This is a genomic window from Streptomyces sp. NPDC038280 (assembly GCF_055600045.1).
Genome location: NZ_JBVJYZ010000004.1, coordinates 156,151 through 181,342, shown reverse-complemented (window position 1 = coordinate 181,342; position 25,192 = coordinate 156,151). Strand labels below are relative to the sequence as shown.

Genomic DNA, 25,192 nt, shown 5'->3' with positions numbered 1-25,192 from the left:
GACTTGGTCACTCTTGATCGCAGATGGCCGCGACGGACCGTTCCCTGCCGGGCGGCGAGCGCGGGGGACTCCACATTCGTACACGGCTGTGACCGATGCGCCCGATGAGGCCGACCTGACCGAAGGTGCGTGCTAAGGGCCCGGCTAGGCTCCGGCCCATGGACGTACTCATCAATGTCTTCGTCGCCCTGCACATCATCGGCATCGCCTCGCTCCTGGGCGGCTTCCTGACCCAGATGAAGGCGATGGGCGCGGGGACGGCGCGCTTCGTCCCGGCGATGCTGCACGGCGCGCTGACGATGCTGGTCACCGGCGTGGTCCTGGTGGGTCTCAACCAGGCGGACGACCAGCCGGTGAACAACCTCAAGATCGGCATCAAGCTGGCCGTGCTGATCGTGATCCTGGCGCTCGTCTATGTGAAGCGCGACGAGGAGAAGGTGGAGAAGGGCCTGTTCGCCGCGGTGGGCGGGCTGACCGTGGCCAACATCTTCATCGCGACGCTCTGGACCTGAGCCCTCCACCCGCTGTCCGCTACCGGCCCGGCCCGTCAGGCCGGCCGGACGCTGCCGTAGATCGGCATGTAGTAGATCGACTCCTCGCGGACGTTCGCGCCCGGCTTCGGCGCGTGGATCATCGTGCCGTCGCCCTTGTAGATGCCGACGTGACTGATGTCGTCGTAGAAGAAGACCAGGTCACCGGGGAGAAGGTCCTCCGTGGCCACGCGCTCGCCGACCTTCACCTGGTCCCACGTCGTGCGGGGCAGGTCGACCCCGGCCGCCCTCCAGGCCGCCTGGGTCAGCCCGGAGCAGTCGTACGAACTCGGGCCCGTCGCGCCCCACACGTACGGCTTGCCGATCTGGTCCCGGGCGAAGGCCAGCACCTTGGCGGCCTTGGTGGCGTAGCCGCCGCCGGGCACGGTCGGCGTCGTCGGGGCGGGCGGCAGGGACTCCCGCTGCTCCTGACGCCTGCGCTCCGCCTCCTGAGCGAGCCTGTGCGCCTCGGCCCTCTCCGCCCTGGCCTTCTCCTCGGCCTTGCGGCGCGCCTGCGCCTCGCGCTCGCGCTCCAGGGACGCGAGACGCGCCCTCTCCTCGGCCGTGAGCCGGGAGAGCAGCGTGCGCGCCTCGGTGAGCTTGCGCTGGACGGTGTACTTCCCGGCCCGCAGGGTCGCCTGGGAGCGGGCGAGGCTCTCCATGCTCCTGGCCGCCTCGGCGCGCTGCTTGGCGGCGTCGGCCCGCTCCGACTGGTATTCGGAGACGGCGCGCTCCTGCCGCTGCGTCATCCGGTCCATCAGCTGGGTCTGGTCGAAGTAGCTCTGCGGGCTGTCCGCGAAGACCAGTGCGGCCGTCGGGCTGACCGCGCCCGTCCGGTACTGCGACGCCGCATAGGACCCGAGCGCCCTGCGGCGCTCGTTCAGGGCCGCGGTGCGGTCGGCGACGTCGTCGAGGAGGGTGTCGACCTTGCGCCGCTGCTGGTCGGTGGCCTCTTTCGCGCGGTTGTACTCCTGCGTCGCCGTGCCGGCCTGCCGGTAGAGGTCGTCGACCTTCTTCTGGACCTCTTCGACGGTCGGCTTCGGGCGGGGCGCCGAAGGGGCGGCGGCCGCGATGCCCGCACCCTGCGTCGACAGCAGGGTGACCGACGCGAGCGCGGCCGTCGTGACCCCGACGGCGGGGGAGTGCGTGGTGCGTGGGGTGCGCGGCTTGCGATGCGAGGCCAAGGCCGGCATCTCCTTCCGTGGCCATGAACTCCCGTGCGGGGAGGACCGGTTCGGCGGGGCCGCCCGTCTGGCGTGGTCGCCGGGAGGGTGCGGGTCCGCTTGGGCGAGCACGCTAGCCAACTCGTGGTGCTGCTGTGAAGGTCGATGTTCGATATGCCCGATACATTTCTGTGACCTTTGCGAAAGCGTACGTTTTCAGCCGGGCCATGGTCGCCGGAACGGCCCCATTCGGTCACGCAGTGTCGCCGATCTCCCGCCGTCCCGCGATACCGCTCCGATGTGTCAGTGCGGCCGCCTAGACTCGTTAGGCGATGAGCAGCCTCTTTGACGACAGCTTCCTGACGGACTTCCGGAGCCACACCTCCGAGGAGCCCCCACCACCGCCCGAGGACGACGCCCCGGCCGCGGAGGAGGTCCCCCACGACCTCTTCGGGGGCAGGTTCGACGTGCCCCCGGCCCGGGACGCGCACTACCGCGACGGCGCCCCGCGCCCCGTCGTGGACCCGGCCGCGCTCCTGGACGGGCTGAACGAACAGCAGGGCGCCGCCGTCGTCCACACCGGCACCCCGCTGCTCATCGTGGCCGGCGCCGGCTCCGGCAAGACGCGGGTGCTGACCCACCGGATCGCCCACCTCCTGGGCACCCGGCACGTCCACCCCGGCCAGATACTGGCGATCACCTTCACGAACAAGGCCGCCGGCGAGATGAAGGAGCGCGTCGAGCAGCTCGTCGGCCCGCGCGCCAACGCCATGTGGGTCATGACCTTCCACAGCGCGTGCGTCCGCATCCTGCGCCGCGAGTCCAAGAAGCTCGGCTTCACGTCGTCGTTCTCGATCTACGACGCCGCCGACTCCAAGCGCCTGATGTCCCTGGTCTGCCGCGACCTGGACCTCGACCCCAAGAAGTTCCCCCCGAAGTCCTTCAGCGCCAAGATCTCGAACCTGAAGAACGAGCTGATCGACGAGGAGACCTTCGCCGACCAGGCCGTCGACGGCTTCGAGAAGACCCTCGCCGAGGCCTACCGCATGTACCAGGCGCGGCTGCGCGAGGCCAACGCCCTGGACTTCGACGACATCATCATGACGACGGTGCACCTGCTCCAGGCGTTCCCGGACGTCGCCGAGCACTACCGCCGCCGGTTCCGTCACGTCCTCGTCGACGAGTACCAGGACACCAACCACGCCCAGTACACGCTCGTGCGCGAGCTGGTGGGCACCGGATACGAGGACCTCGCCCCGGCCGAGCTGTGCGTCGTCGGTGACGCCGATCAGTCGATCTACGCCTTCCGCGGCGCGACCATCCGCAACATCCTCCAGTTCGAGGAGGACTATCCGAACGCGACCACCATCCTGCTGGAGCAGAACTACCGCTCCACCCAGACGATCCTCTCCGCGGCCAACGCCGTCATCGAGCGCAACGAGAGCCGTCGCCCCAAGAACCTCTGGACGAACGCCGGCGCGGGCGCCCACATCACGGGCTACGTCGCCGACACCGAGCACGACGAGGCGCAGTTCGTCGCCGACGAGATCGACCGGCTGACCGACGCGGGCGACGCGAAGGCCGGCGACGTCGCCGTCTTCTACCGCACGAACGCGCAGTCCCGTGTCTTCGAAGAGATCTTCATCCGCGTCGGGCTGCCCTACAAGGTCGTCGGCGGCGTGCGCTTCTACGAGCGCAAAGAGGTCCGTGACGTCCTGGCCTATCTGCGCGTTCTTGCCAACCCCGAAGACAACGTCCCGCTGCGCCGCATCCTCAATGTGCCCAAGCGCGGTATCGGTGACCGCGCCGAGGCCATGCTCGACGCCCTCGCGCAGCGCGAGAAGATCACCTTCCCGCAGGCGCTGCGCCGCGTCGACGAGGCGTACGGCATGGCGGCCCGCTCCACCAACGCCGTCAAGCGCTTCAACACGCTGATGGAGGAGCTGCGCACGGTCGTGGACTCCGGCGCCGGCCCGGCGGTGGTCCTGGAAGCCGTACTGGAGCGCACCGGTTATCTCGCCGAGCTGCAGGCGTCCACCGACCCGCAGGACGAGACCCGCATCGAGAACCTCCAGGAGCTGGCGGCCGTCGCCCTGGAGTTCGAGCAGGAGCGCAGTGCCGCCGAGGGCGGCGAAGGCGCGGGCACCCTCGCGGAGTTCCTGGAGAGGGTGGCCCTGGTCGCCGACTCGGACCAGATCCCGGACGAGGACCAGGACGGCTCCGGAGTCATCACCCTGATGACCCTGCACACGGCCAAGGGCCTCGAGTTCCCCGTGGTGTTCCTGACCGGTATGGAGGACGGCGTCTTCCCGCACATGCGGGCGCTGGGGCAGGTCAAGGAGCTGGAGGAGGAGCGGCGCCTCGCGTACGTCGGCATCACCCGCGCCCGCGAGCGGCTCTATCTGACCCGGTCGTCGATGCGCAGCGCCTGGGGCCAGCCCTCGTACAACCCGGCGTCGCGGTTCCTCGAGGAGATCCCGGAGGCGTACCTCCAGTGGAAGCGGACCGGGCCGATGACCGCCCCAGCCGGGCCGACGTCGGGGATCGCGTCCTCCTTGTCCGCCTCGCTGTCCGCGCGGTCCAGGGGCCGGTCCGGCTCGGGCTCCGCCGCCGGGGCCTCGGGGTTCGCGACGCGCCGGGTGACGGACAAGCCGGTGATCTCGCTGACGGTCGGGGACCGGGTGACCCACGACCAGTTCGGCCTCGGGACCGTCATGGCGGTGACCGGGGTGGGCGCGGACGCCCAGGCGACCATCGACTTCGGGGACGAGAAGCCGAAGCGGCTGCTGCTGCGGTACGCGCCGGTCGAGAAGCTGTAGTTCTCCGCGCGACGTGGATGCGCCCCGGCCTCGGCCGGGGCGCTCGTCGTTCGCTGAAGCATGGAGCGTGAGGCGTGGGGCCCGCGCGCGGTCAGCCGACCGGGTTGAGACCGTGGCTGCGCAGCCACGGCATCGGGTCGATCGCGGAGCCACCTCCCGGCCGTACCTCGAAGTGCAGGTGCGGGCCGGTGGAGTTGCCCGAGTTGCCGGAGTACGCGATGACCTCGCCGGCCTTCACCTGACCGGAGCGGATCTTGGTGCTGCTGAGGTGGCAGTACCAGGTCTCGGTGCCGTCCTTGGCCGTCACGATCGCCATGTTGCCGTAGGCGCTGTTCCACTGCGTACGGACCGTGCCGTCGGTCGCGGCCATCACCGGCGTGCCGTACGAGACGGGGAAGTCGATCCCGGTGTGGACGGACATCCAGTTGACGCCGGCCTGGCCGTACCGCGCGCTGAGCTGGTGCAGCGTCACCGGCAGAACGAACTTGGGGCGCAGGGCCTCCTTGCGCGCCGCCTCTTCCTCGCGCTTCTTCTTCTCCGCCTCCTGGCGCGCCTTGAGGTCGATGCGCTCCTGGGTGCGGCTGGCGCGGTCGCCGAAGTCGCGGGCGTCGGCGCTGAGCGCGGCGAGCTGGGTGTCCAACTCGTTGTTGGCGGCGACCGGTTTGACGGAGGAAGGGTCGGCGGCGGCGAGGGACGTCGTGCTGTCCTTCTGCTCGGCGTTGCCCTCGGTGAGTCCGCCGACGGACGCCGCGGCGATCCCGGCGACGCCCATCACACAGGCGGACGGGACGGCGACGGTGAGGAGCGCGGAGCGCTTGGCGGGGGTACGACGCCGGCCCCTGCTGCCACCGGAACGGCGGACCGGGCGGGGGGAGGTCGTGTGCGCGGAGGAGACGACCGGCGCGGTCATCGTCTCGGCGAGGTGTTCGCCGAGGGGCCCCTCGTCGGTATCGCCGTGGGCGTCGCTGCCGTTGTGGTCCTCGGAGTGATCGTCGAGGTGCTCGGCCGGCGCTTCCTGGGAGAACACCTCGTGGGAGAACGTCCCGTGAGTGAGCGGCTCATGAGCGAGCTGCTCGGGCTCGGAGAAGTACTCCGGCTCCGGGGCGTACTCGGTCTGCGTGAGGTACTCGGGCTCGGTCGTGTACGCCTGCTCGGTGGTCCCGGGGCTGTACTGGTGCGGCACCAGGGCCTCTTGGACGGGGGCCGTGTAGTTCCAGGCGGTCGCGTCGTACGTACCGGTCTCGAAGGAGGGGGCCGCCCACTGGCCGGTCGTGTCGTACGAGGTGAACTGCGCGGACTCGAACTGGCCTGTCTGCGTTGACTGGTTCCACGCGCCGGAGTCCCACTGGCCCGTGGCGTCGTACTGCTGCGCCTGGGGCGCCGCCTGTTGGGTCACATAGCTGTCGTACGAGCCCACGTCCCACTGCTGGGTGCCGACCCACTGCGTGGTGTCGTACTGCCCGCTGTGGCCGGTGTCGTAGCCGCCCGAGCTGTCGTGGCTGCCGGGAAGGGCACCGAAGAGCGGATCCGTCGCGAAGCTGCCCGTGGTGTAGGCGTCGTCTCCGACGTACCCGGCGTGGGGGTGCTGGTCGTTCACCAACTTCTCTCTCGCCTCGGCAGCAGGACCAGTCCGGGGTCGGTCCCGTGCAGGGGGACCCCAGGGGGAAAGCAGTGGCGCGACTGTACCCGGCGGTACGCACAGCCGACAATCTTCGGCGGGTTTTATCCCCAGGGGAAACGGGCATTCGGACGTGTTTCGGCAGCCGTGGGCAGAGCTTTGGCTCTGCGTTCGAAGCGTGTTCGACGCAGATGGCGGGTGTACGCCAGGGCGCCGAGCGCCGCGTCGGGCGGCGCGCGGTCACGCCACCGAGGCCGCTCCCGACGCGTCGGCGCTCGTGTCGTCCGACTCGAGGGCCTCCCGGATCCCGGCGGCGACAGCCGGGTGAACCGGCAGGGCCAGATGTCCGATTCCGCTGACGCGCACGTTCCGCGTGATCAGGTCGGGATGGTCGAGGCGGGCCGTCTCCACGGGGACCATCACCTGATCGAGGTCGCTCCAGAAGCTGACGAAGCGCGTACGACAGTGCGGCGCGGGCTCGCTCAGTTCCCGCAGGACCGGAGAGCCGGGGCGCATCTGGCGTACCAGGGGATGGGCGCCGGCGAGCGGGGCGACGCGCGTGCCCGAGTGCGGGGTGCCGAGCGTGACCAGGACGCGCACGCGACGGTCGCCGCCGAGCCGCTGGACGTAGTACCGGCCGATCAGCCCGCCGAGGCTGTGCCCGACAAGATCGACCTCGGGACGGCCGGTGCGCGCGCAGATCTCCTCTATATGGCGGCCCAGCAGCTCCGCCGCGTTACGGAGATCGCAGGTGAGGGGGGAGTAGTTGAGTGATTCCAGATGGCGCCAGCCGTGCCGGACCAGCGAGCGGCGCAGCAGAACGAAGACGGAACGGTTGTCGATGAAGCCGTGAAGCAGCACGACCGGCGGGCGCGAGGGGTCGTCGACACGGTCGGACGGGCGGCGCTCCTGGGCGACACCGGACGGGTAGAGCAGGGCGTGCCCGGCGAGAATCGCCAGCTCCAGGGCGGTCGCCTTCAACAGGGCGATCGACAGGTGCAGCGGCGCGAGGGGAAAGAGGGGAAGGAGTGGAAAAAGCGGCAGTTTCTTCCACGTCCGGGCCTGGGTGAGCTGCATCGCCGACCTCCCGAACGGCACGCGGGCGAGCGGCTCCGTCCCCCGTATGCCCTCATGGGGTGCCGACGGAAAGAAGACGATGAGCCGTACCACCGTGCCGTGCGGCTGGCGGCGCGGTGATACGGCGACCCCCTGGCGGCTCCCCTTGCAACCGTCCCGGCGGAGGCCAGTGGGCCCCTTCACAGGGGTACGGTGCAGAGCGAACATGTCCCACGTGTGATTTCCCCCTCGCTGCCCACCGCGAAACGGCCGCTTGCGGGATGCTGGCGATAACGTTCGTTCACCTCCCCGGGCATCAGGTACGGGGAACGCATTCGGAGGCAGTGATGGGTGTGACCGGTCCGATCCGCGTGGTGGTGGCCAAGCCGGGTCTCGACGGCCACGATCGCGGGGCCAAGGTGATCGCGCGGGCGCTGCGCGACGCCGGCATGGAGGTCATCTACACCGGGCTGCACCAGACGCCCGAGCAGATCGTGGACACGGCGATCCAGGAGGACGCGGACGCCATCGGCCTCTCGATCCTGTCCGGCGCGCACAACACCCTCTTCGTGAAGGTGATCGAACTGCTGCGGGAGCGCGACGCGGAGGACATCAAGGTCTTCGGCGGCGGGATCATCCCGGACGCGGACATCGCTCCTCTGAAGGAGAAGGGCGTGGCGGAGATCTTCACGCCGGGTGCGACGACCGCGTCGATCGTGGACTGGGTCCACGCGAACGTCCGCCAGGGCGCGGAGGCGTAACCGGTTGCCGGGCGACCGGGCGGGGCGGGCGAGACAGAGGCCCCTCCGGGTGGCCGGCCCCCGGCCGCCACACGGGCCGCCGGTCCCGGTCCCCCTCGGGGCGCCGGGTGTTCGGACGTTCGCGGCCCGATCCCGGCCGGCCGCGCCGCGTGTCCCGATGCCGGCCGCCCACTCCCGGTCGCCGGGCGTCCGGGCGCCTCAAGCCCCGACCCCGGTCGCCGTGTCTCCGGGCGGCTCAAGCCCCACTCCCGGTCGCCGGGCGTCCGGGCGCCTCAAGCCCCGACCCCGGTCGCCGGGTGTCACTCCGGTGAATCCGCGTCCACCTCCGTGCGGCCCGCCAGTTCCGTCCGCATCGCCGCGCGGAGCCGTAGCGTCGAGACGAGGCGCTGGAACGCCTCCGACCAGTAGCCGCCCGCGCCCGGTGAGGCGCCCTCCGCCTCGTCCGGGAGGGCGGTCAGTATTTCCAGGCGGCGTGCCTCGTCCGGGTCGAGGCAGCGTTCCGCCAGGCCCATGACCCCGCTGAAGCTCCATGGATAGCTGCCCGCGTCCCGGGCGATGTCGAGGGCGTCGACGACCGAGCGGCCCAGCGGCTCGGACCAGGGCACCGCGCAGACGCCGAGGAGTTGGAACGCCTCGGACAGACCGTGCGCGCCGATGAACGACGCCACCCACGACGACCTCTCCGCCGCCGGAAGTATCGACAGGAGTTTGGAGCGCTCGGCGAGCGACGAGGTGCCGGGACCCGACGCCGGGGGCGCCGTGGGCGGACCGAGCAGCGCCCGGGACCACTCCGCGTCCCGCTGGCGAACGGCCGCCCGGCACCAGGCCGCGTGCAATTCGTCCTGCCAGCCGTCCGTGACGGGCAGAGCCACCAGCTCCTGCGGTGTACGGCCGCCGAGCCGCGCCGGCCAGATGGACAAGGGCGCCGACTCGATCAACTGACCCAGCCACCACGACCGTTCACCTCGACCCGTGGGCGGGGTGGGGATGACGCCGTCGCGCTGCATCGCCGCGTCGCATTCGTGCGGCGCCTCGACGGCAATCGCGGGTGCGTCGCCGGAGCGGTCCGGACCCACGCAGGTCACCGCACGCTCCGCCATGCGCCGGGCGAGCGCGGAGTGGGGAAGCGCGGAGAGCAGCTCGGCGGCGGTGGAGCGGACATTGCGGCTGCGATCGGCGAGGGCCTGCTCCAGGAACGGCTCGTCCGCATCGGTGAGTCCGGTACGCAGGGAGTCGAGGAACATCAGCCGGTCCTCGGCCCGTTCGGTCGCCCAGCCCGTGGCCAGCAGCGTGAGAGCGGCTGCCGGATCCGCGGCCCGCACGGCGGTCAGGAGGGCGACGCGCTCGGCGAACAGGCCTTCCTCCCACAGGCGCTGGACCGCCTCGCCGTCCTCCGGCGCGGGCAGCGCGGCGCCGCCCGACGCGCCGCGCAGGGCGAACTTCCACTCCGGGTTGAGCCGGGCGAGCCACAGACCGCGCGGCCCGGCGAAGGCGAGCGCCTGCGACCGCAGGTCGGTCCTGGCGCGGGCCGCGTCGAGCAGGGCGGGCAGCGCGGCGGCCGGCGCGCGATAACCGTGTTCGCCGGCCGCCGCCAGCCACTGGGGGAGCAGCTCGGTGAGGTCGGGCGCCGCCCCGCGCCGCCCCCCGGACGGCGCGGGTGCGGAACGCCCGGCCAGCAGCTGCGACAGCCGCCGCCGGGCCGGCTCCGGAAGGGACGGCCGGGGATCGCGCGGGGCCGGTTCCGGCGCCGGGGCCGCGACGCCCGGCCGCAGCCCCGCTCTGCGCCGCACGGTGTGCAGCGCGGCGGCGTCGAGCAGGGCGAGGGGCGCGTCCCTGCCGGGCGCGGTCGGTCCGGCCGCGGGCGGGCGGCGGTCGGTGCCGAGAAGGGCCGAGGTGACGAGCTCTTCCCAGGGTGTGGTGCCGGTCATCGATCCTCCAGGCTTGTCAGGTGAGCGGGACCGTCTCGGACGTGTCGTCGGACCAGGCGGCGAGCGGGGCGAACCCCCGGTGTCCGCATTCGCCGAACACGGTGACCGGGCCGCCGCCGGAGAGCGCCACGAGCCGCCAGAACCCCGGGCCGCCGAGGGACGACGGGGCGACGGGGAGCGCCGATCCGCCGACGGAGTCGGCCAGTTGCCAGCCGCCGTCCGAAGGCACCGGTATGACGTCGGTCAGCGTCACCGGCCAGGAATCGAGCCACGGGTCCTCGCGCAGCGCCAGACCGTAGGCGCCGATCGCCTCCTCGACCCGGCCGCCCGGAGGCGGAGCCTCGACAGGGACGGGGACGGAGAACTGCTCGCCCAGCTCGGCCCGCAGTTGTCCCGCGCCGGTGTGCGGGGTGATCTCGGCGTCGAGCACGACACCGACGGGCGGCGCCGGCTGCGGTGCCCGGCCGGCCGCGCCGAAGGACAGCAGGAGGGCGGTCCGGCCACTTTCCTGTCCGTACAGCCAGACGCGGCGGGTGGTGAGCTTCCCGTCGGCGGTGTCGTACTGCGCGAGGACCATCCAGCGGTCCCGGACCGGCGGCCCGTCCGCCGGAGCGGTGAGCCCGACGCGGGTGCGGACCGTGGCGGCCAGCGGCTCGGGCAACCGCTCCACACCCAGCCAGGCGCGGTCGAGCAGATGGGTCAGGGCACACTCCTCCAGGAGCCGCACCGGCCAGCCCTGACCGGAGCCCGGTATGGCGCCCAACTCCCGGACCCGGGTGGCTAGTCCGGGCGCCTGCGCGTCGACCATACGGGCGGCCGTCTCCTCCCACAGGCCGTACCCCGCCTGCTCGGCGGAGGCCAGTCCGCCGCGCAGCAGGTCCGCGAGGCGTTGCTCCAACTCCTGGGCGCCGGTGGTGATCCTGGCGGCCCTGCGCTCCGCTCTGCGGCGGGCGGCCGCGGGATCGCCGCTCGTGGCCGGTGTCCCCTCCGCCGCGCCCCCTTCCTTGCTCATGGACCGCTCGCGGCGGCCCTCCAGCCACCGCGCGGCCCAGTCGGGGATGTCTCCGTCCGCGACCGAGGTGACGGTCTCCTCGCCCTCCGCCCAGAGCAGCAGCAGTCCCAGCGCGTGTTTGCAGGGGAACTTCCTGCTGGGACAACTGCATGTGTAGGCAGGGCCCGTGGTGTCGACGACGGTCTGATACGGCTTGCTGCCACTGCCCTTGCACAGGCCCCAGACGACGCCCGCGCCGCTGTCGCCCGCTTCGGACCACGGTCCGGCCGTGCCGAGTTTGCCTCCCGCTCTGCGCGACGCGTCGTCAGGAGCCAGAGCCAGCACCTGTTCCGCCGTCCAGCGCGCCCCCTGCTTCGGATGGTCCGGGGGGCCTCCCCCATGAGATCGCAGCATGGTCCCGACGTTACGGGTCGCCACTGACAAGCGGCTCTGACCTGCGGATGTGCGGGGAGCGGCGACTCGGTCCAGCCCGCGCCCCCACCTACGCGGGGAAGGCCATCAAGGAGGCCACCGGCGAGAAGGCGATGGCCGGAGGCTGCGTCGCCGTCTCCCCGATCGTCAAGTAGCCGGTCCGGCTCCACGGCCCCCGGGCGACTCCCGCCCGGAGCCGTGCGTTCCGCCGCGAGCGTCCCGGACTTCAGCCGGCCGCCCACGACTGTCGGAAGCCCCTTCGACCTGCGGCGACGGCCGATTGTCAGTGGCATGGTGCACGGTGGGTCCCACATCCGGTCGCAACGATCTGGAGGGGGATTCCATGACCGTGTCCACACCCAACGCGCCCGCCGCCGCCACGCCGCCCACCGGCACCGAGGCCCTGCGCCCGCACGCCGAAGACGCGTTCGCCGACGAACTGAAGGCGCTGGCCGCCGCCGACGACCGGCCCAGGCCGGCCCGCTGGAAGATGTCGCCGTGGGCCGTCGCCACCTATCTCCTCGGCGGCACGCTCCCCGACGGGACGGTGATCACCCCGAAGTACGTGGGGCCGCGCCGGATCGTCGAGGTCGCCGTCACGACACTCGCCACCGATCGCGCGCTCCTCCTCCTCGGCGTGCCCGGCACGGCCAAGACCTGGGTCTCCGAGCACCTCGCCGCCGCCGTCAGCGGCGACTCGACACTCCTCGTCCAAGGCACCGCCGGCACCCCCGAGGAAGCCATCCGATACGGATGGAACTACGCGCAGCTGCTCGCCCACGGCCCCAGCCGCGACGCTCTGGTGCCCAGCCCCGTGATGCGCGCGATGGCCGACGGCATGACCGCTCGGGTCGAGGAGCTCACCCGTATCCCGGCGGACGTGCAGGACACCCTCATCACGATCCTTTCGGAGAAGACCCTTCCCATCCCCGAGCTCGGCCAGGAGGTGCAGGCCGTCCGCGGCTTCAACCTCATCGCCACGGCCAACGACCGGGACCGGGGGGTCAATGACCTCTCCAGCGCCCTGAGGCGCCGCTTCAACACGGTCGTCCTGCCGCTGCCCGCCACCCCCGACGCCGAGGTCGACATCGTCTCCCGCCGCGTGGACCAGCTCGGACGCTCGCTCGAACTCCCGTCCGCGCCCGAGGGCATCGAGGAGATCCGCCGGGTCGTCACGGTCTTCCGCGAGCTGCGCGACGGCGTCACGGCCGACGGCCGCACCAAGCTCAAGTCCCCCTCGGGGACGCTCTCGACGGCCGAGGCGATCTCGGTGGTGACCAACGGCCTGGCGCTCGCGGCGCACTTCGGGGACGGGGTCCTGCGGCCCGGCGACGTCGCCGCCGGCATCCTCGGCGCGGTCGTCCGCGAACCGGCCGCCGACCGGGTCATCTGGCAGGAGTACCTGGAGACGGTCGTGAGGGAGCGGGACGGCTGGAAGGACTTCTACCGTGCCTGCCGGGAGGTGAGCGCATGACGGCCACCGAGACGGGCCGGCCCGCGCCCCTGATCCTCGGCGTCCGCCACCACGGGCCCGGCTCGGCCCGCGCGGTACGCGCCGTCCTGGAGGCGGAACAGCCCGCCGCCGTGCTCATCGAGGGGCCGCCCGAGGCGGACGCGCTGGTGCGGCTCGCCGCCGACGAGGCGATGCGCCCGCCCGTCGCGCTGCTTGCGCACGCCGTGGACGACCCCGGGCAGGCGGCCTTCTGGCCGATGGCCGAATTCTCCCCGGAGTGGGTGGCGCTCCGCTGGGCCCTCGACCACAAGGCCGCCGTGCGGTTCATCGACCTGCCCGCCGCCCATTCGACGGCCCTCGCCGCCGACCCCACCTGGGGCGACGGGGACGAGGGGGAGGAGGTGGACCAGGGGGTGCGGATCGACCCGCTCGCCGTCCTCGCCGAGACCGCCGGATACGACGACCCCGAGCGCTGGTGGGAGGACGTGATCGAACACCGCGGAGACGACCACGACCCCCTCGCGCCCTTCACCGCGATCGCCGAGGCCATGGGGGCGCTGCGCGAGTCGTACGGACACGGCGGACACGGCCGCGACCTGGCCCGCGAGGCCCATATGCGTCTGCGTCTGCGGGAGGCGCGCAAGGAGTTCGGCGACGCGGCCGTCGCCGTCGTCTGCGGTGCCTGGCACGTGCCCGCCCTGCTGGAGCGCACCACCGTCACCGCGGACAAGGCCCTCCTCAAGGGGCTGCCCAAGGTCAAGGTGGAAATGACCTGGGTGCCCTGGACGCACCGCAGGCTCGCCCGGCACTCGGGCTACGGCGCGGGCATCGACTCCCCGGGCTGGTACGGCCACCTCTTCGCCGCCCCCGACCGGCCCGTCGAGCGGTGGATGACCAAGGTCGCCGGCCTGCTGCGGGAAGAGGACCGGCCGGTCTCCTCGGCCCATGTCATCGAGGCCGTACGGCTCGCCGACACGCTCGCCGCCATGCGCGGCCGGCCCCTCGCCGGGCTGGGCGAGACCACCGACGCCGTACGGGCCGTCATGTGCGACGGTTCCGATGTTCCGCTCGGCCTCATCAGGGACTGTCTGATCATCGGCGACGTCCTCGGCGAAGTGCCGCCCGACGCCCCCGCCGTCCCGCTGCAGCGGGATCTGAACCGGCTCCAGCGCACCCTGAGGCTCAAGCCGGAAGCGCTGGAGCGGGACCTCGATCTCGACCTGCGCAAGGACACCGACGCCGCCCGCAGCAGACTGCTCCACCGGCTCGGACTGCTCTCCGTGCCCTGGGGCGAGGCCGGCGGCGGGCGCGCGAGTACCGGCACCTTCCGGGAGAGCTGGCGGCTGCGCTGGGAGCCCGAACTGCACGTCCGGGTGGCCGAAGCCGGCGTATGGGGCACGACCGTGCTCTCCGCCGCCACCGCCAAGGCCGAGTCCCAGGCCGTCTCGGCAACCGCCCTCGCCGAGGTCACCGCGCTAGCCGAGCGCTGCCTGCTCGCCGAGTTGCCCGGCGCCCTGCCGGTCGTCATGAAGGCCCTGGCCGACCGGGCCGCCCTCGACGCCGACGTCGGCCATCTCGCCCAGGCCCTGCCCGCACTGGCCCGGTCCCTGAGATACGGAAACGTCCGGTCCACCGACACCGCAGCACTCGGCGCGGTGGCCGCGGGGCTCGCCGAGCGGATCTGTGTCGGCCTTCCACCCGCCTGCACCGGGCTCGACGCGGACGGCGCCGCCGAGATGCGCGGACACCTCGACGCCGTGCACTCGGCGCTCGCGCTGTTGCCCGACAGCGGAGACGTGACCGTCCGTTGGGGCGCCGTCCTGCGCAAGCTCGCCGTGCGGGACAGCGTGCCCGGAGTGATACGCGGCCGGGCCGCCCGGCTGCTCCTCGACGACGGGCGGCTCGCCGAGGACGAGGCCGCCCGGCTCATGGGACTCGCCCTCTCCCCCGGAACAGCGCCCACCGACGCGGCCGCCTGGATCGAGGGCTTCGTCGGCGGCGCCGCCGGAGGGGGGTTGCTCCTGGTGCACGACGAGCGACTGCTCGCCCTCGTCGACACCTGGCTGACCGGAGTGCCCGCGAGCGCGTTCACCGATGTGCTGCCGCTGCTGCGCCGCACGTTCTCGGCGTATGAGCCGGGCGTCCGCCGCACGCTGGGCGAGCTGGTCGCCAGGGGCCCCGCCGGACCGCGGAAGCCCGCGCACGCCCAGCCCGTCGCACCGGGCTTCGGAGCCGGCCTGGACCAGGAGCGCGCCGACGGAGTGCTCCCGGTGCTGAGGCTGTTGCTGGCGGACAACGACCGTGTGGGGGTGGCGGCATGAGCGCGGCGACGGAGACCGACGAGCGGCTGCGACGCTGGCGACTGGTTCTCGGCGGGGGAGCGGCGGAAGGCACCGGCCACGCCCTGTCGGGCACCGACGCCGCGATGGACGGCGCCCTGACCGCGTTGTACGGGGAGCGGCAGGGTGGCGGCGCGGGGCAGCGCGGCCGGGACCGGTCGGCCGGGCTCGGCGCGTCCGCGCCCTCCGTGGCGCGCTGGCTCGGGGACATCCGGACCTACTTCCCCAGCTCCGTCGTCCAGGTCATGCAGCGCGACGCCATCGACCGGCTCGGGCTGTCCACGCTGCTGCTCGAACCGGAGATGCTGGAGGCCGTCGAGGCGGACGTCCACCTCGTCGGGACCCTGCTCTCGCTCAACAAGGCCATGCCCGAGACGACCAAGGAGACGGCGCGCGCGGTCGTCCGCAAGGTCGTCGACGACCTCGAGAAGCGGCTCGCCACCCGCACGCGCGCCACCCTCACCGGCGCCCTCGACCGCAGTGCCCGGATCAGCCGGCCGCGCCACCGCGACATCGACTGGGACCGCACGATCCGGGCGAACCTGAAGAACTACCTGCCGGAGTACCACTCCGTCGTCCCCGAGCGGCTCATCGGCTACGGACGGGCGGCGCGGTCGGTGAAGAAGGACGTCGTCCTCTGCATCGACCAGTCGGGCTCGATGGCCGCCTCCGTCGTGTACGCCTCCGTGTTCGGCGCCGTGCTGGCCTCGATGCGCTCCATCGCCACCCGGCTCGTCGTCTTCGACACGGCCGTCGTCGATCTGACCGACCAGCTCGACGACCCGGTGGACGTCCTCTTCGGCACCCAGCTCGGCGGCGGGACGGACATCAACCGGGCGCTGGCGTACTGCCAGTCGCAGATCACCCGCCCCGCCGACACCGTCGTCGTCCTCATCAGCGACCTCTACGAGGGAGGCATAAGGAACGAGATGCTGAAGCGGGTCGCGGCGATGAAGGCGTCGGGTGTGCAGTTCGTGGCGCTGCTCGCGCTCTCGGACGAGGGGGCGCCGGCCTATGACCGGGAGCACGCGGCGGCCCTGTCCGAACTCGGCGCGCCGGCGTTCGCGTGTACACCCGACCTCTTTCCGGAGGTGATGGCGGCCGCGATCGAGAAGCGGCCCCTACCCATACCGGACATGGTGACCCATCAGTAACACAGGACTTGCGTGACCCCGGGAGGCTCGTGCAAGCATCGTCCCGTCGTCCGCGGAAGGACTTGTTCCGCGTGTCCGGATTTCGAGGGGTTCCACACACCGTGACTGCCGCAGGTGTCATGCCGGTTGCCGCTCCGCGCCTCGCGCGCGGGGCGGTGGCCCGGCGTGCGCTGGCCGTCGTCGTGTTCCTCGGAGGCCTGTTGGCTCTGGGTTTCCTCTGCGGCGGACAGGCGCAGGCGGCGGAGTCGTCGCTGACAGCACCCGACGCCCGTGCGGTGGAACCGGTCGCGACCGAAGCGGCCTCGCCGGCCGTCGAGCGGGTCGTCGAGCCCACGGCCCAGCGTGTCCAGCGTGTTGGGCATGTGGTCAGCCGCGTGGTCGACCCCGTGACGCGGCCCGTGGGCGAGCAGGTCGCCGCCCCCGTGGACCACCATGTCGTCACGCCCGTCGTCGAATCGGTACGGGGCGCTGTCGCGGAACTCCCCGCCGTCCCGGCCGTTCCGGCCGTGCCTTCCCTTCCGTCCGTTCCTGGCGCGACGCCGCCCCTCGAGCCGCCGTTCGACCTGCCCGAGGGCGACATCCCGGTCGGGACGAACACCGGAGGCGAGGGTGTCGACGATCCGGCAGCTGAGGCCGACGCCGGAACCGGAGTCGCCGGAGCCGGAGGTCCGGGCCCGGCACCGGTACCGGTAGCGGTCCGTGGCTCGGAAACGTCCGCGTCCGGGGCTCTGTTGGCCCGGGCGTTCGCGTCCGCGCCCACCGTCGATGGCCCCTATCCGGCACGACACCGGCCGGTCGCCGCGCCGGCGCCCGCCGCGCCGTCCCCCGTGCCCGCGCCCCTGCCCGCTCCCGGCGAGCCCTGCGGGAACACCGGGCGGCAGAGCGCGAGCGAGTCGAACACGCCGCGCGGCGGGGACCACTGCGCCACCCCGTCCACGGAAGGACCGCGCGCCGGGCTCGTACGGGGAGCCGGTCTGCCGGCGACTGTCGCGCCCCTTCTCGCACGGCCCCACGACGTCCTCGAATTCCCCGGCTAGGGCAGGCCTTTCCCCCGCTCATGACCTGCCGCGCGGGGGCGGGACAGGTCTGCCCGCCGTACCGGAGAGCACTCCGGAATCTCGAATTCGAAGGACGACGCACGCATGAACAAGAACATTCGCCGCTCCATAGCCGTTGCCGCCACCGCCACCGGTATGTGGGCGCTCGGTACCGCGGCCGCCAGCGCCGACGAGCTGCCCGTATCCGTCCCGCTGTCGACGCCGGACGCGGCCGCCGACCTGGTGGGCGACCTCGCCGGTGGCGTCGAGGACGCGACGTCCGGGGCGCAGAACCAGGTCCAGGACGCCCGGAGTCTCCAGAGCGCGGTCCGGAACCAGGTCGACAACCAGGTCCAGGACCAGGTCCAGGACCGGGTCGACCTGCCGACCGTCTCCGACGTCCGGGCCGGTGCCCAGGGCGCCACGACCCAGGCCCGGTCACAGGCCCAGGGAGCCACGGCCGAGGCCCGGTCCCAGGTCCAGTCCCAGGTCCAGGACGTCCAGTCCGGCGCCCAGGGCGAGATCGACTACCTCTTCGGTCCGCTCTCCGCGTTCGTTCCCGAGCTGGACCAGGCCCCGGGCCAGCTGCTGGGCACCGCCCCGGCCTACGCCCAGAACGTGGTCACCGCCGCCACCCCGATCGTCGACGGCGTCTCCGCCGACGTCCTGCCTCCCATCGCCGGCCGGGCGGTCGACGGTGTCCTCCCCGTCGCGGGCCAGGCGGTCGGTGATGTCACCCACCTCGCCGGGGGTGTCGTCGGCGAGGTCCAGCCCTTCGCCGGCGGTGTGGTGTCGCAGGTCCAGCCGTTCGCGGGCGGCGTCGTCGGCTCCGTACAGCCGTTCGTGGAGACCGTCGTCGGGACCGTCGCCGACCAGGTCCACCCGGTCGTGCAGGGGGTCGGCGGCAGCGCCACCGGCTTCGCGCAGGGTGTCGTCGGCGAGGTCCAGCCCTTCGCGGGCGGCGTCGTGACGGCCGTCGACAACAACGTCCACCCGCTCACCGGCAACGCCACCACCGGCCTCCAGGGCACCGTCGCCTCGGTCACCCCGGACTACCTGCCGTACGGCATCTGATCGTCGCCGGGGCGACGGGACGGGCCGCGCACACGCGTCCCGTTCGCGTCGCCCCGGGGCGGCGGCGCGGATCCTTCCGGGCCGGCCTTCTGCGGATTCCGTTTCCCGGCGGCACGGAATCCGCAGCTCCGCCCTTCCTGAAGCGCTCAAAACGCCCTCCGGCGCGGTCCTGTGGGACATGTCACGCGTCACCCGCGACGATCCCGCCGACCTCGCGCTTTGCGTCAACGCCCGCTGCGGGCCCGCTCTGCGTGCCTCACGGACCGCCTCGCCGTACGCTCGATCTGTGACCGGTATCACCGCTCAGGTGTGATCTGCGATTTAGGGACCCACGGCCCACGGGGATAACCTGCGGGACGGACATGCCGCGTCCACGGACACCGTGTACGCCTCCCTCAGTGACAGCGCAGTCACGTTGCCCTCCGCGGCACGCCCACGCAGACAACGAACCGCGATACCACTGAAAAGGGACGGACGCGCGTGGACCTGTTCGAGTACCAGGCGAGGGACCTCTTCGCCAAGCACGGTGTACCGGTGCTGGCCGGTGAAGTCATCGACACGCCTGAGGCGGCGCGCGAGGCGACGACGCGTCTGGGCGGCCGTTCGGTCGTCAAGGCGCAGGTGAAGGTCGGCGGCCGCGGCAAGGCCGGCGGCGTCAAGCTGGCCGCCACTCCGGACGAGGCCGTCGCCCGCGCGACGGACATCCTCGGTATGGACATCAAGGGCCACACGGTCCACAAGGTGATGATCGCGGAGACCGCTCCGGAAATCGCCGAGGAGTACTACGTCTCGTACCTCCTCGACCGCACCAACCGCACCTTCCTCGCCATGGCGTCCGTCCAGGGCGGCATGGACATCGAGGAGGTCGCGGAGAAGACCCCCGAGGCCCTCGCGAAGGTCCCGGTCGACGCCAACGAGGGCGTCTCCATCGAGAAGGCCCGTGAGATCGTCGCCCAGGCGAAGTTCCCGGCCGACGTCGCCGAGCAGGTCGCCGAGATCATGGTGACCCTGTGGAAGACCTTCGTCGCCGAGGACGCGCTCCTCATCGAGGTCAACCCGCTGGCCAAGGTCGCCGACGGCCGCGTCATCGCCCTCGACGGCAAGGTCTCCCTCGACGAGAACGCCGACTTCCGTCAGCCGGAGCACGAGGCGCTCGAGGACAAGGACGCAGCCAACCCGCTCGAGGCTGCTGCCAAGGCCAAGGGCCTCAACTACGTCAAGCTCGACGGCGAGGTCGGCATCATCGGCAACGGCGCCGGTCTGGTCATGTCGACCCTCGACGTCGTCGCGTACGCCGGTGAGAACCACGGCGGCGTGAAGCCGGCCAACTTCCTCGACATCGGCGGCGGCGCGTCCGCCCAGGTGATGGCGAACGGCCTGGAGATCATCCTCGGCGACGCGGACGTCAAGTCCGTGTTCGTCAACGTCTTCGGTGGCATCACCGCCTGTGACGAGGTCGCCAACGGCATCGTCCAGGCCCTCGAGCTGCTCAAGAACAAGGGCGAAGAGGTCACCAAGCCGCTGGTCGTGCGCCTCGACGGCAACAACGCGGAGCTGGGTCGCAAGATCCTGTCGGACGCCAACCACCCGCTGGTCCAGCGCGTGGACACCATGGACGGCGCGGCCGACAAGGCCGCCGAGCTCGCGGCTGCGAAGTAAGGGACGAGGTCAGAACACCATGGCTATCTTCCTGACCAAGGAAAGCAAGGTCATCGTCCAGGGCATGACCGGTGCCACGGGCATGAAGCACACCAAGCTCATGCTGGGTGACGGCACCAACATCGTCGGTGGCGTGAACCCCCGCAAGGCCGGTACGACCGTCGACTTCGACGGCACCGAGGTCCCCGTCTTCGGCTCCGTCAAGGAAGCGATGGAGAAGACCGGCGCGGACGTCTCCGTCCTCTTCGTGCCGCCGGCCTTCGCCAAGGCCGCCGTCGTCGAGGCGATCGACGCCGAGATCGGTCTCGCCGTCGTCATCACCGAGGGCATCGCGGTCCACGACTCCGCCGCCTTCTGGGCGTACGCGAAGGCCAAGGGCAACAAGACCCGGATCATCGGCCCGAACTGCCCCGGCCTGATCACCCCCGGCCAGTCCAACGCCGGCATCATCCCGGGCGACATCACGAAGCCCGGCCGCATCGGTCTCGTGTCCAAGTCCGGCACGCTGACCTACCAGATGATGTACGAGCTCCGTGACATCGGCTTCTCGTCCGCCGTCGGCATCGGTGGCGACCCGGTCATCGGTACGACGCACATCGACGCCCTCGCGGCGTTCGAGGCGGACCCGGAGACGGACCTGATCGTGATGATCGGCGAGATCGGCGGCGACGCCGAGGAGCGTGCGGCCGACTTCATCAAGGCCAACGTCACCAAGCCGGTCGTCGGCTACGTCGCGGGCTTCACCGCGCCCGAGGGCAAGACCATGGGCCACGCCGGCGCCATCGTCTCCGGCTCCTCCGGCACCGCCCAGGCCAAGAAGGAGGCCCTCGAGGCCGCGGGCGTCAAGGTCGGCAAGACGCCGACCGAGACGGCCAAGCTGGCGCGCGCGATCCTCGCGGGCTGAGCTGCCTGACCCACGAATGGGCCCGCCCCCGGCAAACCGGGGCGCGGGCCCTTTCGCGTCCGCGCGGCGCCTGCGCGCCTCGGCGGTCCGTCCTGCCCGCGCACAGCAGTCCCTGTCCGGTGCTCCTCGGCGCTCCTCGGCGGCCCGGCAACCCGGCGACCTCGGCCGCCGGGCGGGCTGCTGGCTCAGCGGGGATCGGGGATCAGTCGTTCCGGGCCGTTCATCGGCTCCCCGCGCAGTTTGGCCCGCAGCAACTGGTCCTCCGCGGTGAGCGGGGCCGGGCCGCTGCGCGCCGGCACGCCGCCGACGGCCTCCGCCGGGGCGAGGGGCGGCAGATAGGCCGTGGGCGCGGTGGCCACGGTGAAGGCCGTCGCGCCGATGATCACCACGGTGAGGCAGACGGCCGCGCGCGTCCACAGTCTCGTCCGGCGCTCACTGCCGGTTCGTACGGCACGGGCCGGCGGGATCGTCGCCGTCGGGGACTCGGCGACCAGCGCGGAGAGCCGCCGGTGCAGCGCCTCCGGGTGCGTGAGCTCGGGCAGCCGCTGGGCAACGGCCTGGCGGGCGTGCAGCAGGCGCTTCGCGGCGGCCGGGGTGCTCGCCTCCGTCTCGGCTGCCATGTCGGGCAGGTTGATGCCCAGGCCGTCGTAGAGCAGGAGCGTCCGGCGGTACGACGGTGGCAGGTCCAGGATCGCGGTCAGCAGCTCGCGCCGGGCCGGTGCCGTCGGCGGGGCGTCGGGGTGCCGGTGCGCGCGGCGGAATCGGTGCCAGGGTGACATGGCGTACTCATGGGCCGCGGCTCGGACCCAGCCGGCCGGATCCCGGTCGACGGCGACCTCCGGCCAGCGCTGCCACGCGAGGTGGAAGGCGTACTCGACGGACTCGCGCGAGAGCCGGCGACGGCCGGTGAGCAGGTAGGTCTGGTGGACGAGTGCGGGGGCGGCGTAGGCGTAGAGGGCGTCGAAGGCCTGTTCGGGGGTGAGGGGCTGCGGCTTCTGGGCGGCGATCGCGGCGGCGACGGCCAAGGGGTCCGGCGCGGGCTCCGGAAGCGGAGGTTCGTCCTTATCCGCCTGCTTCGCCTCCTTCGGTTGCTCCGACTGCTCCCGCTGCTCCCGCTGCTCCGGCTCGTGCGACCTCTGCGACTCCTCTGCCTCATCGGTGTCGCACGGCTCGTTCATGTCCCGCGTCTCCTCGACCTTCGGCTCGACCTCCGCGGCCGCCTCGGCGAGCAGCCTCGCGTAGGCCTCCAGCTTCTGGCCGCGCGGTGCCGCGCGGCCCGTTTCCCAGGCCTGGACGGTGGCGCCCGTGGTGCCGATCGCGGAGGCCAGTTCTTTCTCGCTCATCGACTTGGCCTCGCGCAGCCGTCGTCGCTCCTCGGGGGGAGGCAGAGAGGCGGCGGATGGGGAGAGGGTGGGCCGCGTCATGGACGACCTCCCGCGGCGACGCACTGGGCGAAAAAGTACATAACCGTATATTGAGCGACACAACGGCTGTTTGCCTGTTACGACGGAAAAGCGCGTGTCGTTGGCAGCATGGGCGTGTGACCCAAGTGAGCGAGCAGATCCCGTCGTTGTCGTCCGCCCCCCTGGTCCAGGGCGGCCGCTCCGCCGCGCTGGCCGCTTCCTTCGTCCGGGGAATTGTCGCGGCGGGCCTCGGGCTCGGCTCGCTCGCGGTCCTGGTGATCGCGCTGTGGATCAGTTCCCCGTACCCCGACAGCGGTCCCGGCGAGGCGCTGCACACGGCAGCCGGCCTGTGGCTCCTGGCGCACGGCGTGGACCTCGTCCGTACCGACACGCTCTCCGGGGTGTCCGCCCCGCTCGGCATCGTGCCGCTGTTGCTCGTCGCCCTGCCCGCCTGGCTGGCGCACCGGGCTGCGCGGGACGCTCTGGAACCAGAGGACGGGCGGCCGAAGCCCTCCTCGCGCGGCGCGCTGTGCGCCGTGTCCGGCGGCTATCTGCTGGTCGCGGCGGCCACGGTGGGGTACGCGTCGGGGGGCTCGCCGGCCCCCGACTCCCTCAGTGCGCTGCTGATGATCCCAGCGGTCGCCGTGCCCGCCGCCGCCGCGGGTGTCTGGACGGCGAACGGGCGACCGCGGGGACCCCTGCCGCGGTGGCTTCCCGAACGGCTACGGGTGGGGCTGGCCCGGACACGTGTCGCCAGGGCGGTGCGGTCCGCCGCCGCGGCGCTCCTCACGCTGGTCGGCGGAGGTGCGGTGCTGGTCCTGGTGTCGCTCGGGTGGCACGCGGGCGCCGCGCAGGAGTCCTTCGCGGAGCTGGCCGGTGACTGGTCGGGACGGCTGTCCGTCGGGCTGCTGGCGCTGGCGCTGATGCCGAACGCGGCGCTCTGGGCGGCGGCGTACGGCCTCGGGCCCGGCTTCGCGCTCGGTACGGGCGCCACCGCGACACCGCTGGCCCTCGCGGGCCATGCCGTCCTGCCGCCCTTCCCCCTGCTGGCCGCGCTCCCAGGGGAGGGCCCGGGGAGCTGGCCGCACTGGGCCGCGGCGGCGATCCCGGTGACTGCGGGGATCGTACTGGCGTGCTGGACGGTCCGGGGTGAGGTGCGGGAGCTCGGGGGCGCGCGGGAGACGGCGCTGACGGCGCTGCTGGGGGCGGGGATGTGCGGGGCCGCGACAGCGGTTCTCGCGTCCCTGTCGGGCGGCGCGCTGGGCGTGGGGCGGCTGTCGGAGCTGGGGCCTGTGGGGTGGCTGACGGGCGCGGCGGCGGCGGTGTGGACGGCGGTGGTGGGTCTGCCGCTGGCCCTGGCCCTCCATGCGTGGCGGTCCCGTGCCCACGCCCGGGGCGCTGCACTCGAATTCGTCGCGCCGCCCTTCCCGGCCATGCCGCCGCTCCTGGTCCCGGCCGGTGCGGAAGCCGGGGACGAGCCGGCTTCGTACGACTCCCGCTCCCACCTTGACGGGAACACCGACTCGCGCGTGGACGCCGGCACCGACGCCCACGCGGACGTGAACGCCGGCTCCGACGTGGGTGACGGCGGTCTCTACGACGACCAGGAAGGCGGTGAGGACGAGGAGTTCGAGCGGTACGACTTCTTCCCAGCCCTGTGGGAGACCTCCCGGGACCCGCGCGTCTCCCCGGACTCGCGGCCGCCCCGCCCCAGCGAACCGCCGGAACTCTCCGAACTGCCGGAACTCCCGGATCTCCCGGATCTCCCGGATCTCCCGGAACTCCCGGAACTCCCGGAACTCCCGGAACTCCCCGAACTCTCCGAACCGCCGGAACTCCCCGAACGCCTCGAACCCCCTGAGGCCCCGTAAGGGACCCCGCGCTCCCGCCGGGCTACTCCTGGACGCCGAAGACGTCGCGCAGTGGCTTCGGCAGCAGGTCGTTGCAGGCGAGCTGGCCGCTCCTGGTCAGGGCGTCGTCCACACAGGTGTAGTAGTCCCGGTAGACCGACTGGATCGTGAAGGTCGCCGCCACGATGGCCAGCGCCAGGGCCGCCGTCACCAGGCCGCTGATCGCGGCCGTCCGCTGCGGGCGGGTCGTGGCCGGGGCGGCCGGCGCGGGGGCGCCCGCGGCCGGGTTGGGCGCCTTCGGCTTGGCGCGCAGGGAGCTGCCACCCCAGTACAGCGCCAGGGCGCCCAGCAGCAGGGCGATCTCGGAGAGGTCGAAGATGGCGAAGAAGAATGCCCACATGCCCGCGAGCAGCGCGTACCGCGCGCGTCGCTGCGCGGGGTCCGTCGGGTCCCAGCGGAGGCCGGGGCCGTCCTGCCCGCCGCCGGTGCCGCCACCGTCCTGGCGCTCCGGGCGGCGGCCGAAGCCGTCGGTCGAGCGGCCGGGCTGGCGGGGGCTCCACCGGCTGCCGTTCCCCGAGGAGTCGGGGGAGCCGTCGGAGTCCGGGTCGGGGGAGTCGGGCGAGCCCGAGGTGTCCTCCGGGCGGCGCGGCTGCCAGGGCTGGTCCGGTCGGCCCTCCGGCGGCGGTGCGAACGGATTGTTGTCGTCCGTCGACTGGCGTTCCCGCGGCAGGAATGGGATGGCCGTACGGCGGCGTCGGTCCGGCATGTGGTGAACGTCTTCCCCTCAGACCCCGCGCAACCGGGTCTTCTGTCGTCGTGTCCGTCCATACGGGTACGGGCTCTGTCCCCAGACGCTACCCCCCGGCCACGCCCCCGTCCCGTGGGGGCCGCTCGGTGTGCCGGTATCGTTGCTGACGGTCGGGCCGTTCGTAGAGTTCCCCGTATCGCGGGACGCGTCTCGTTCGTACGACCGTACAAAGCCACATGACCCCACCAGCACCGCCGTCCGTCGCTGTCAGCC

Annotated in this window: 19 protein-coding genes; 12 read left to right on the top strand and 7 right to left on the bottom strand. The window is 72.4% G+C overall.

Features of this window, described 5'->3' with window-relative positions:
* The first annotated feature begins 158 nt into the window (after positions 1–158).
* Positions 159–512 (top strand): hypothetical protein, encoded by a 354-nt coding sequence (locus ACZ7J0_RS11655; protein ID WP_470886331.1) that lies wholly within the window; start codon positions 159–161, stop codon positions 510–512.
* Between the two features lie 35 nt (positions 513–547).
* On the opposite strand, the gene ACZ7J0_RS11650 is transcribed toward ACZ7J0_RS11655, so the two are convergent.
* Positions 548–1,723 (bottom strand): C40 family peptidase, encoded by a 1,176-nt coding sequence (locus tag ACZ7J0_RS11650; RefSeq protein ID WP_470886329.1) that lies wholly within the window; start codon positions 1,721–1,723, stop codon positions 548–550.
* A gap of 302 nt (positions 1,724–2,025) precedes the next feature.
* On the opposite strand from ACZ7J0_RS11650, the gene pcrA reads away from it, so the two are divergent.
* Positions 2,026–4,512: a DNA helicase PcrA gene (gene pcrA / locus ACZ7J0_RS11645; protein WP_470886327.1), complete on the top strand. Its 2,487-nt coding sequence runs from the start codon at positions 2,026–2,028 to the stop codon at positions 4,510–4,512.
* A 91-nt stretch (positions 4,513–4,603) separates the two neighbouring features.
* On the opposite strand, the gene ACZ7J0_RS11640 is transcribed toward pcrA, so the two are convergent.
* Both ACZ7J0_RS11640 and ACZ7J0_RS11635 read right to left on the bottom strand, forming a co-directional pair.
* On the bottom strand, positions 4,604–6,109 hold the full coding sequence (locus tag ACZ7J0_RS11640) for a M23 family metallopeptidase (RefSeq protein WP_470886325.1): 1,506 nt from the start codon (positions 6,107–6,109) through the stop codon (positions 4,604–4,606).
* Positions 6,110–6,370: 261 nt separating this feature from the next.
* Positions 6,371–7,207, bottom strand: coding sequence for an esterase/lipase family protein (locus tag ACZ7J0_RS11635; RefSeq protein WP_470886323.1), 837 nt, complete (start codon positions 7,205–7,207; stop codon positions 6,371–6,373).
* Positions 7,208–7,533: 326 nt separating this feature from the next.
* On the opposite strand from ACZ7J0_RS11635, the gene ACZ7J0_RS11630 reads away from it, so the two are divergent.
* Positions 7,534–7,947, top strand: coding sequence for a cobalamin B12-binding domain-containing protein (locus tag ACZ7J0_RS11630; protein ID WP_470886321.1), 414 nt, complete (start codon positions 7,534–7,536; stop codon positions 7,945–7,947).
* Between the two features lie 299 nt (positions 7,948–8,246).
* Here ACZ7J0_RS11630 and ACZ7J0_RS11625 read toward each other — a convergent pair whose 3' ends face one another.
* Positions 8,247–9,875 (bottom strand): DUF5691 domain-containing protein, encoded by a 1,629-nt coding sequence (locus ACZ7J0_RS11625; RefSeq protein ID WP_470886319.1) that lies wholly within the window; start codon positions 9,873–9,875, stop codon positions 8,247–8,249.
* 16 nt (positions 9,876–9,891) lie between these two features.
* Positions 9,892–11,280 (bottom strand): SWIM zinc finger family protein, encoded by a 1,389-nt coding sequence (locus ACZ7J0_RS11620; protein ID WP_470886317.1) that lies wholly within the window; start codon positions 11,278–11,280, stop codon positions 9,892–9,894.
* A gap of 47 nt (positions 11,281–11,327) precedes the next feature.
* Here ACZ7J0_RS11620 and ACZ7J0_RS11615 point away from each other — a divergent pair, with 47 nt between their 5' ends.
* The 8 genes from ACZ7J0_RS11615 (at position 11,328) to sucD (ending at position 20,918) form a co-directional block, all read left to right on the top strand.
* Complete coding sequence (locus ACZ7J0_RS11615) at positions 11,328–11,453, top strand: hypothetical protein (RefSeq protein ID WP_470886315.1); 126 nt, start codon at positions 11,328–11,330, stop codon at positions 11,451–11,453.
* A gap of 188 nt (positions 11,454–11,641) precedes the next feature.
* Positions 11,642–12,772: an ATP-binding protein gene (locus tag ACZ7J0_RS11610; RefSeq protein ID WP_470886313.1), complete on the top strand. Its 1,131-nt coding sequence runs from the start codon at positions 11,642–11,644 to the stop codon at positions 12,770–12,772.
* Positions 12,769–15,072: a DUF5682 family protein gene (locus ACZ7J0_RS11605; RefSeq protein ID WP_470886311.1), complete on the top strand. Its 2,304-nt coding sequence runs from the start codon at positions 12,769–12,771 to the stop codon at positions 15,070–15,072. Before ACZ7J0_RS11610 ends, ACZ7J0_RS11605 begins: the two co-directional genes overlap by 4 nt.
* Positions 15,069–16,244: a vWA domain-containing protein gene (locus tag ACZ7J0_RS11600; protein ID WP_470886309.1), complete on the top strand. Its 1,176-nt coding sequence runs from the start codon at positions 15,069–15,071 to the stop codon at positions 16,242–16,244. Before ACZ7J0_RS11605 ends, ACZ7J0_RS11600 begins: the two co-directional genes overlap by 4 nt.
* 101 nt (positions 16,245–16,345) lie before the next feature.
* On the top strand, positions 16,346–17,281 hold the full coding sequence (locus tag ACZ7J0_RS11595) for a hypothetical protein (protein WP_470886307.1): 936 nt from the start codon (positions 16,346–16,348) through the stop codon (positions 17,279–17,281).
* Between the two features lie 105 nt (positions 17,282–17,386).
* On the top strand, positions 17,387–18,355 hold the full coding sequence (locus ACZ7J0_RS11590; protein WP_470886305.1) for a hypothetical protein: 969 nt from the start codon (positions 17,387–17,389) through the stop codon (positions 18,353–18,355).
* A gap of 480 nt (positions 18,356–18,835) precedes the next feature.
* Positions 18,836–20,014, top strand: coding sequence for an ADP-forming succinate--CoA ligase subunit beta (gene sucC, locus ACZ7J0_RS11585; RefSeq protein ID WP_470886303.1), 1,179 nt, complete (start codon positions 18,836–18,838; stop codon positions 20,012–20,014).
* A 19-nt stretch (positions 20,015–20,033) separates the two neighbouring features.
* Positions 20,034–20,918 (top strand): succinate--CoA ligase subunit alpha, encoded by an 885-nt coding sequence (gene sucD / locus ACZ7J0_RS11580; protein WP_468708207.1) that lies wholly within the window; start codon positions 20,034–20,036, stop codon positions 20,916–20,918.
* A gap of 185 nt (positions 20,919–21,103) precedes the next feature.
* Here sucD and ACZ7J0_RS11575 read toward each other — a convergent pair whose 3' ends face one another.
* On the bottom strand, positions 21,104–22,342 hold the full coding sequence (locus ACZ7J0_RS11575) for a helix-turn-helix domain-containing protein (protein ID WP_470886301.1): 1,239 nt from the start codon (positions 22,340–22,342) through the stop codon (positions 21,104–21,106).
* Between the two features lie 116 nt (positions 22,343–22,458).
* Here ACZ7J0_RS11575 and ACZ7J0_RS11570 point away from each other — a divergent pair, with 116 nt between their 5' ends.
* Positions 22,459–24,192: a cell division protein PerM gene (locus ACZ7J0_RS11570; RefSeq protein ID WP_470886299.1), complete on the top strand. Its 1,734-nt coding sequence runs from the start codon at positions 22,459–22,461 to the stop codon at positions 24,190–24,192.
* Positions 24,193–24,214: 22 nt separating this feature from the next.
* On the opposite strand, the gene ACZ7J0_RS11565 is transcribed toward ACZ7J0_RS11570, so the two are convergent.
* Positions 24,215–24,937 carry a hypothetical protein gene (locus tag ACZ7J0_RS11565; protein ID WP_470886297.1) on the bottom strand — a complete coding sequence of 241 codons (723 nt, stop codon included), beginning with the start codon at positions 24,935–24,937 and terminating at the stop codon, positions 24,215–24,217.
* Positions 24,938–25,192 lie beyond the last annotated feature (255 nt).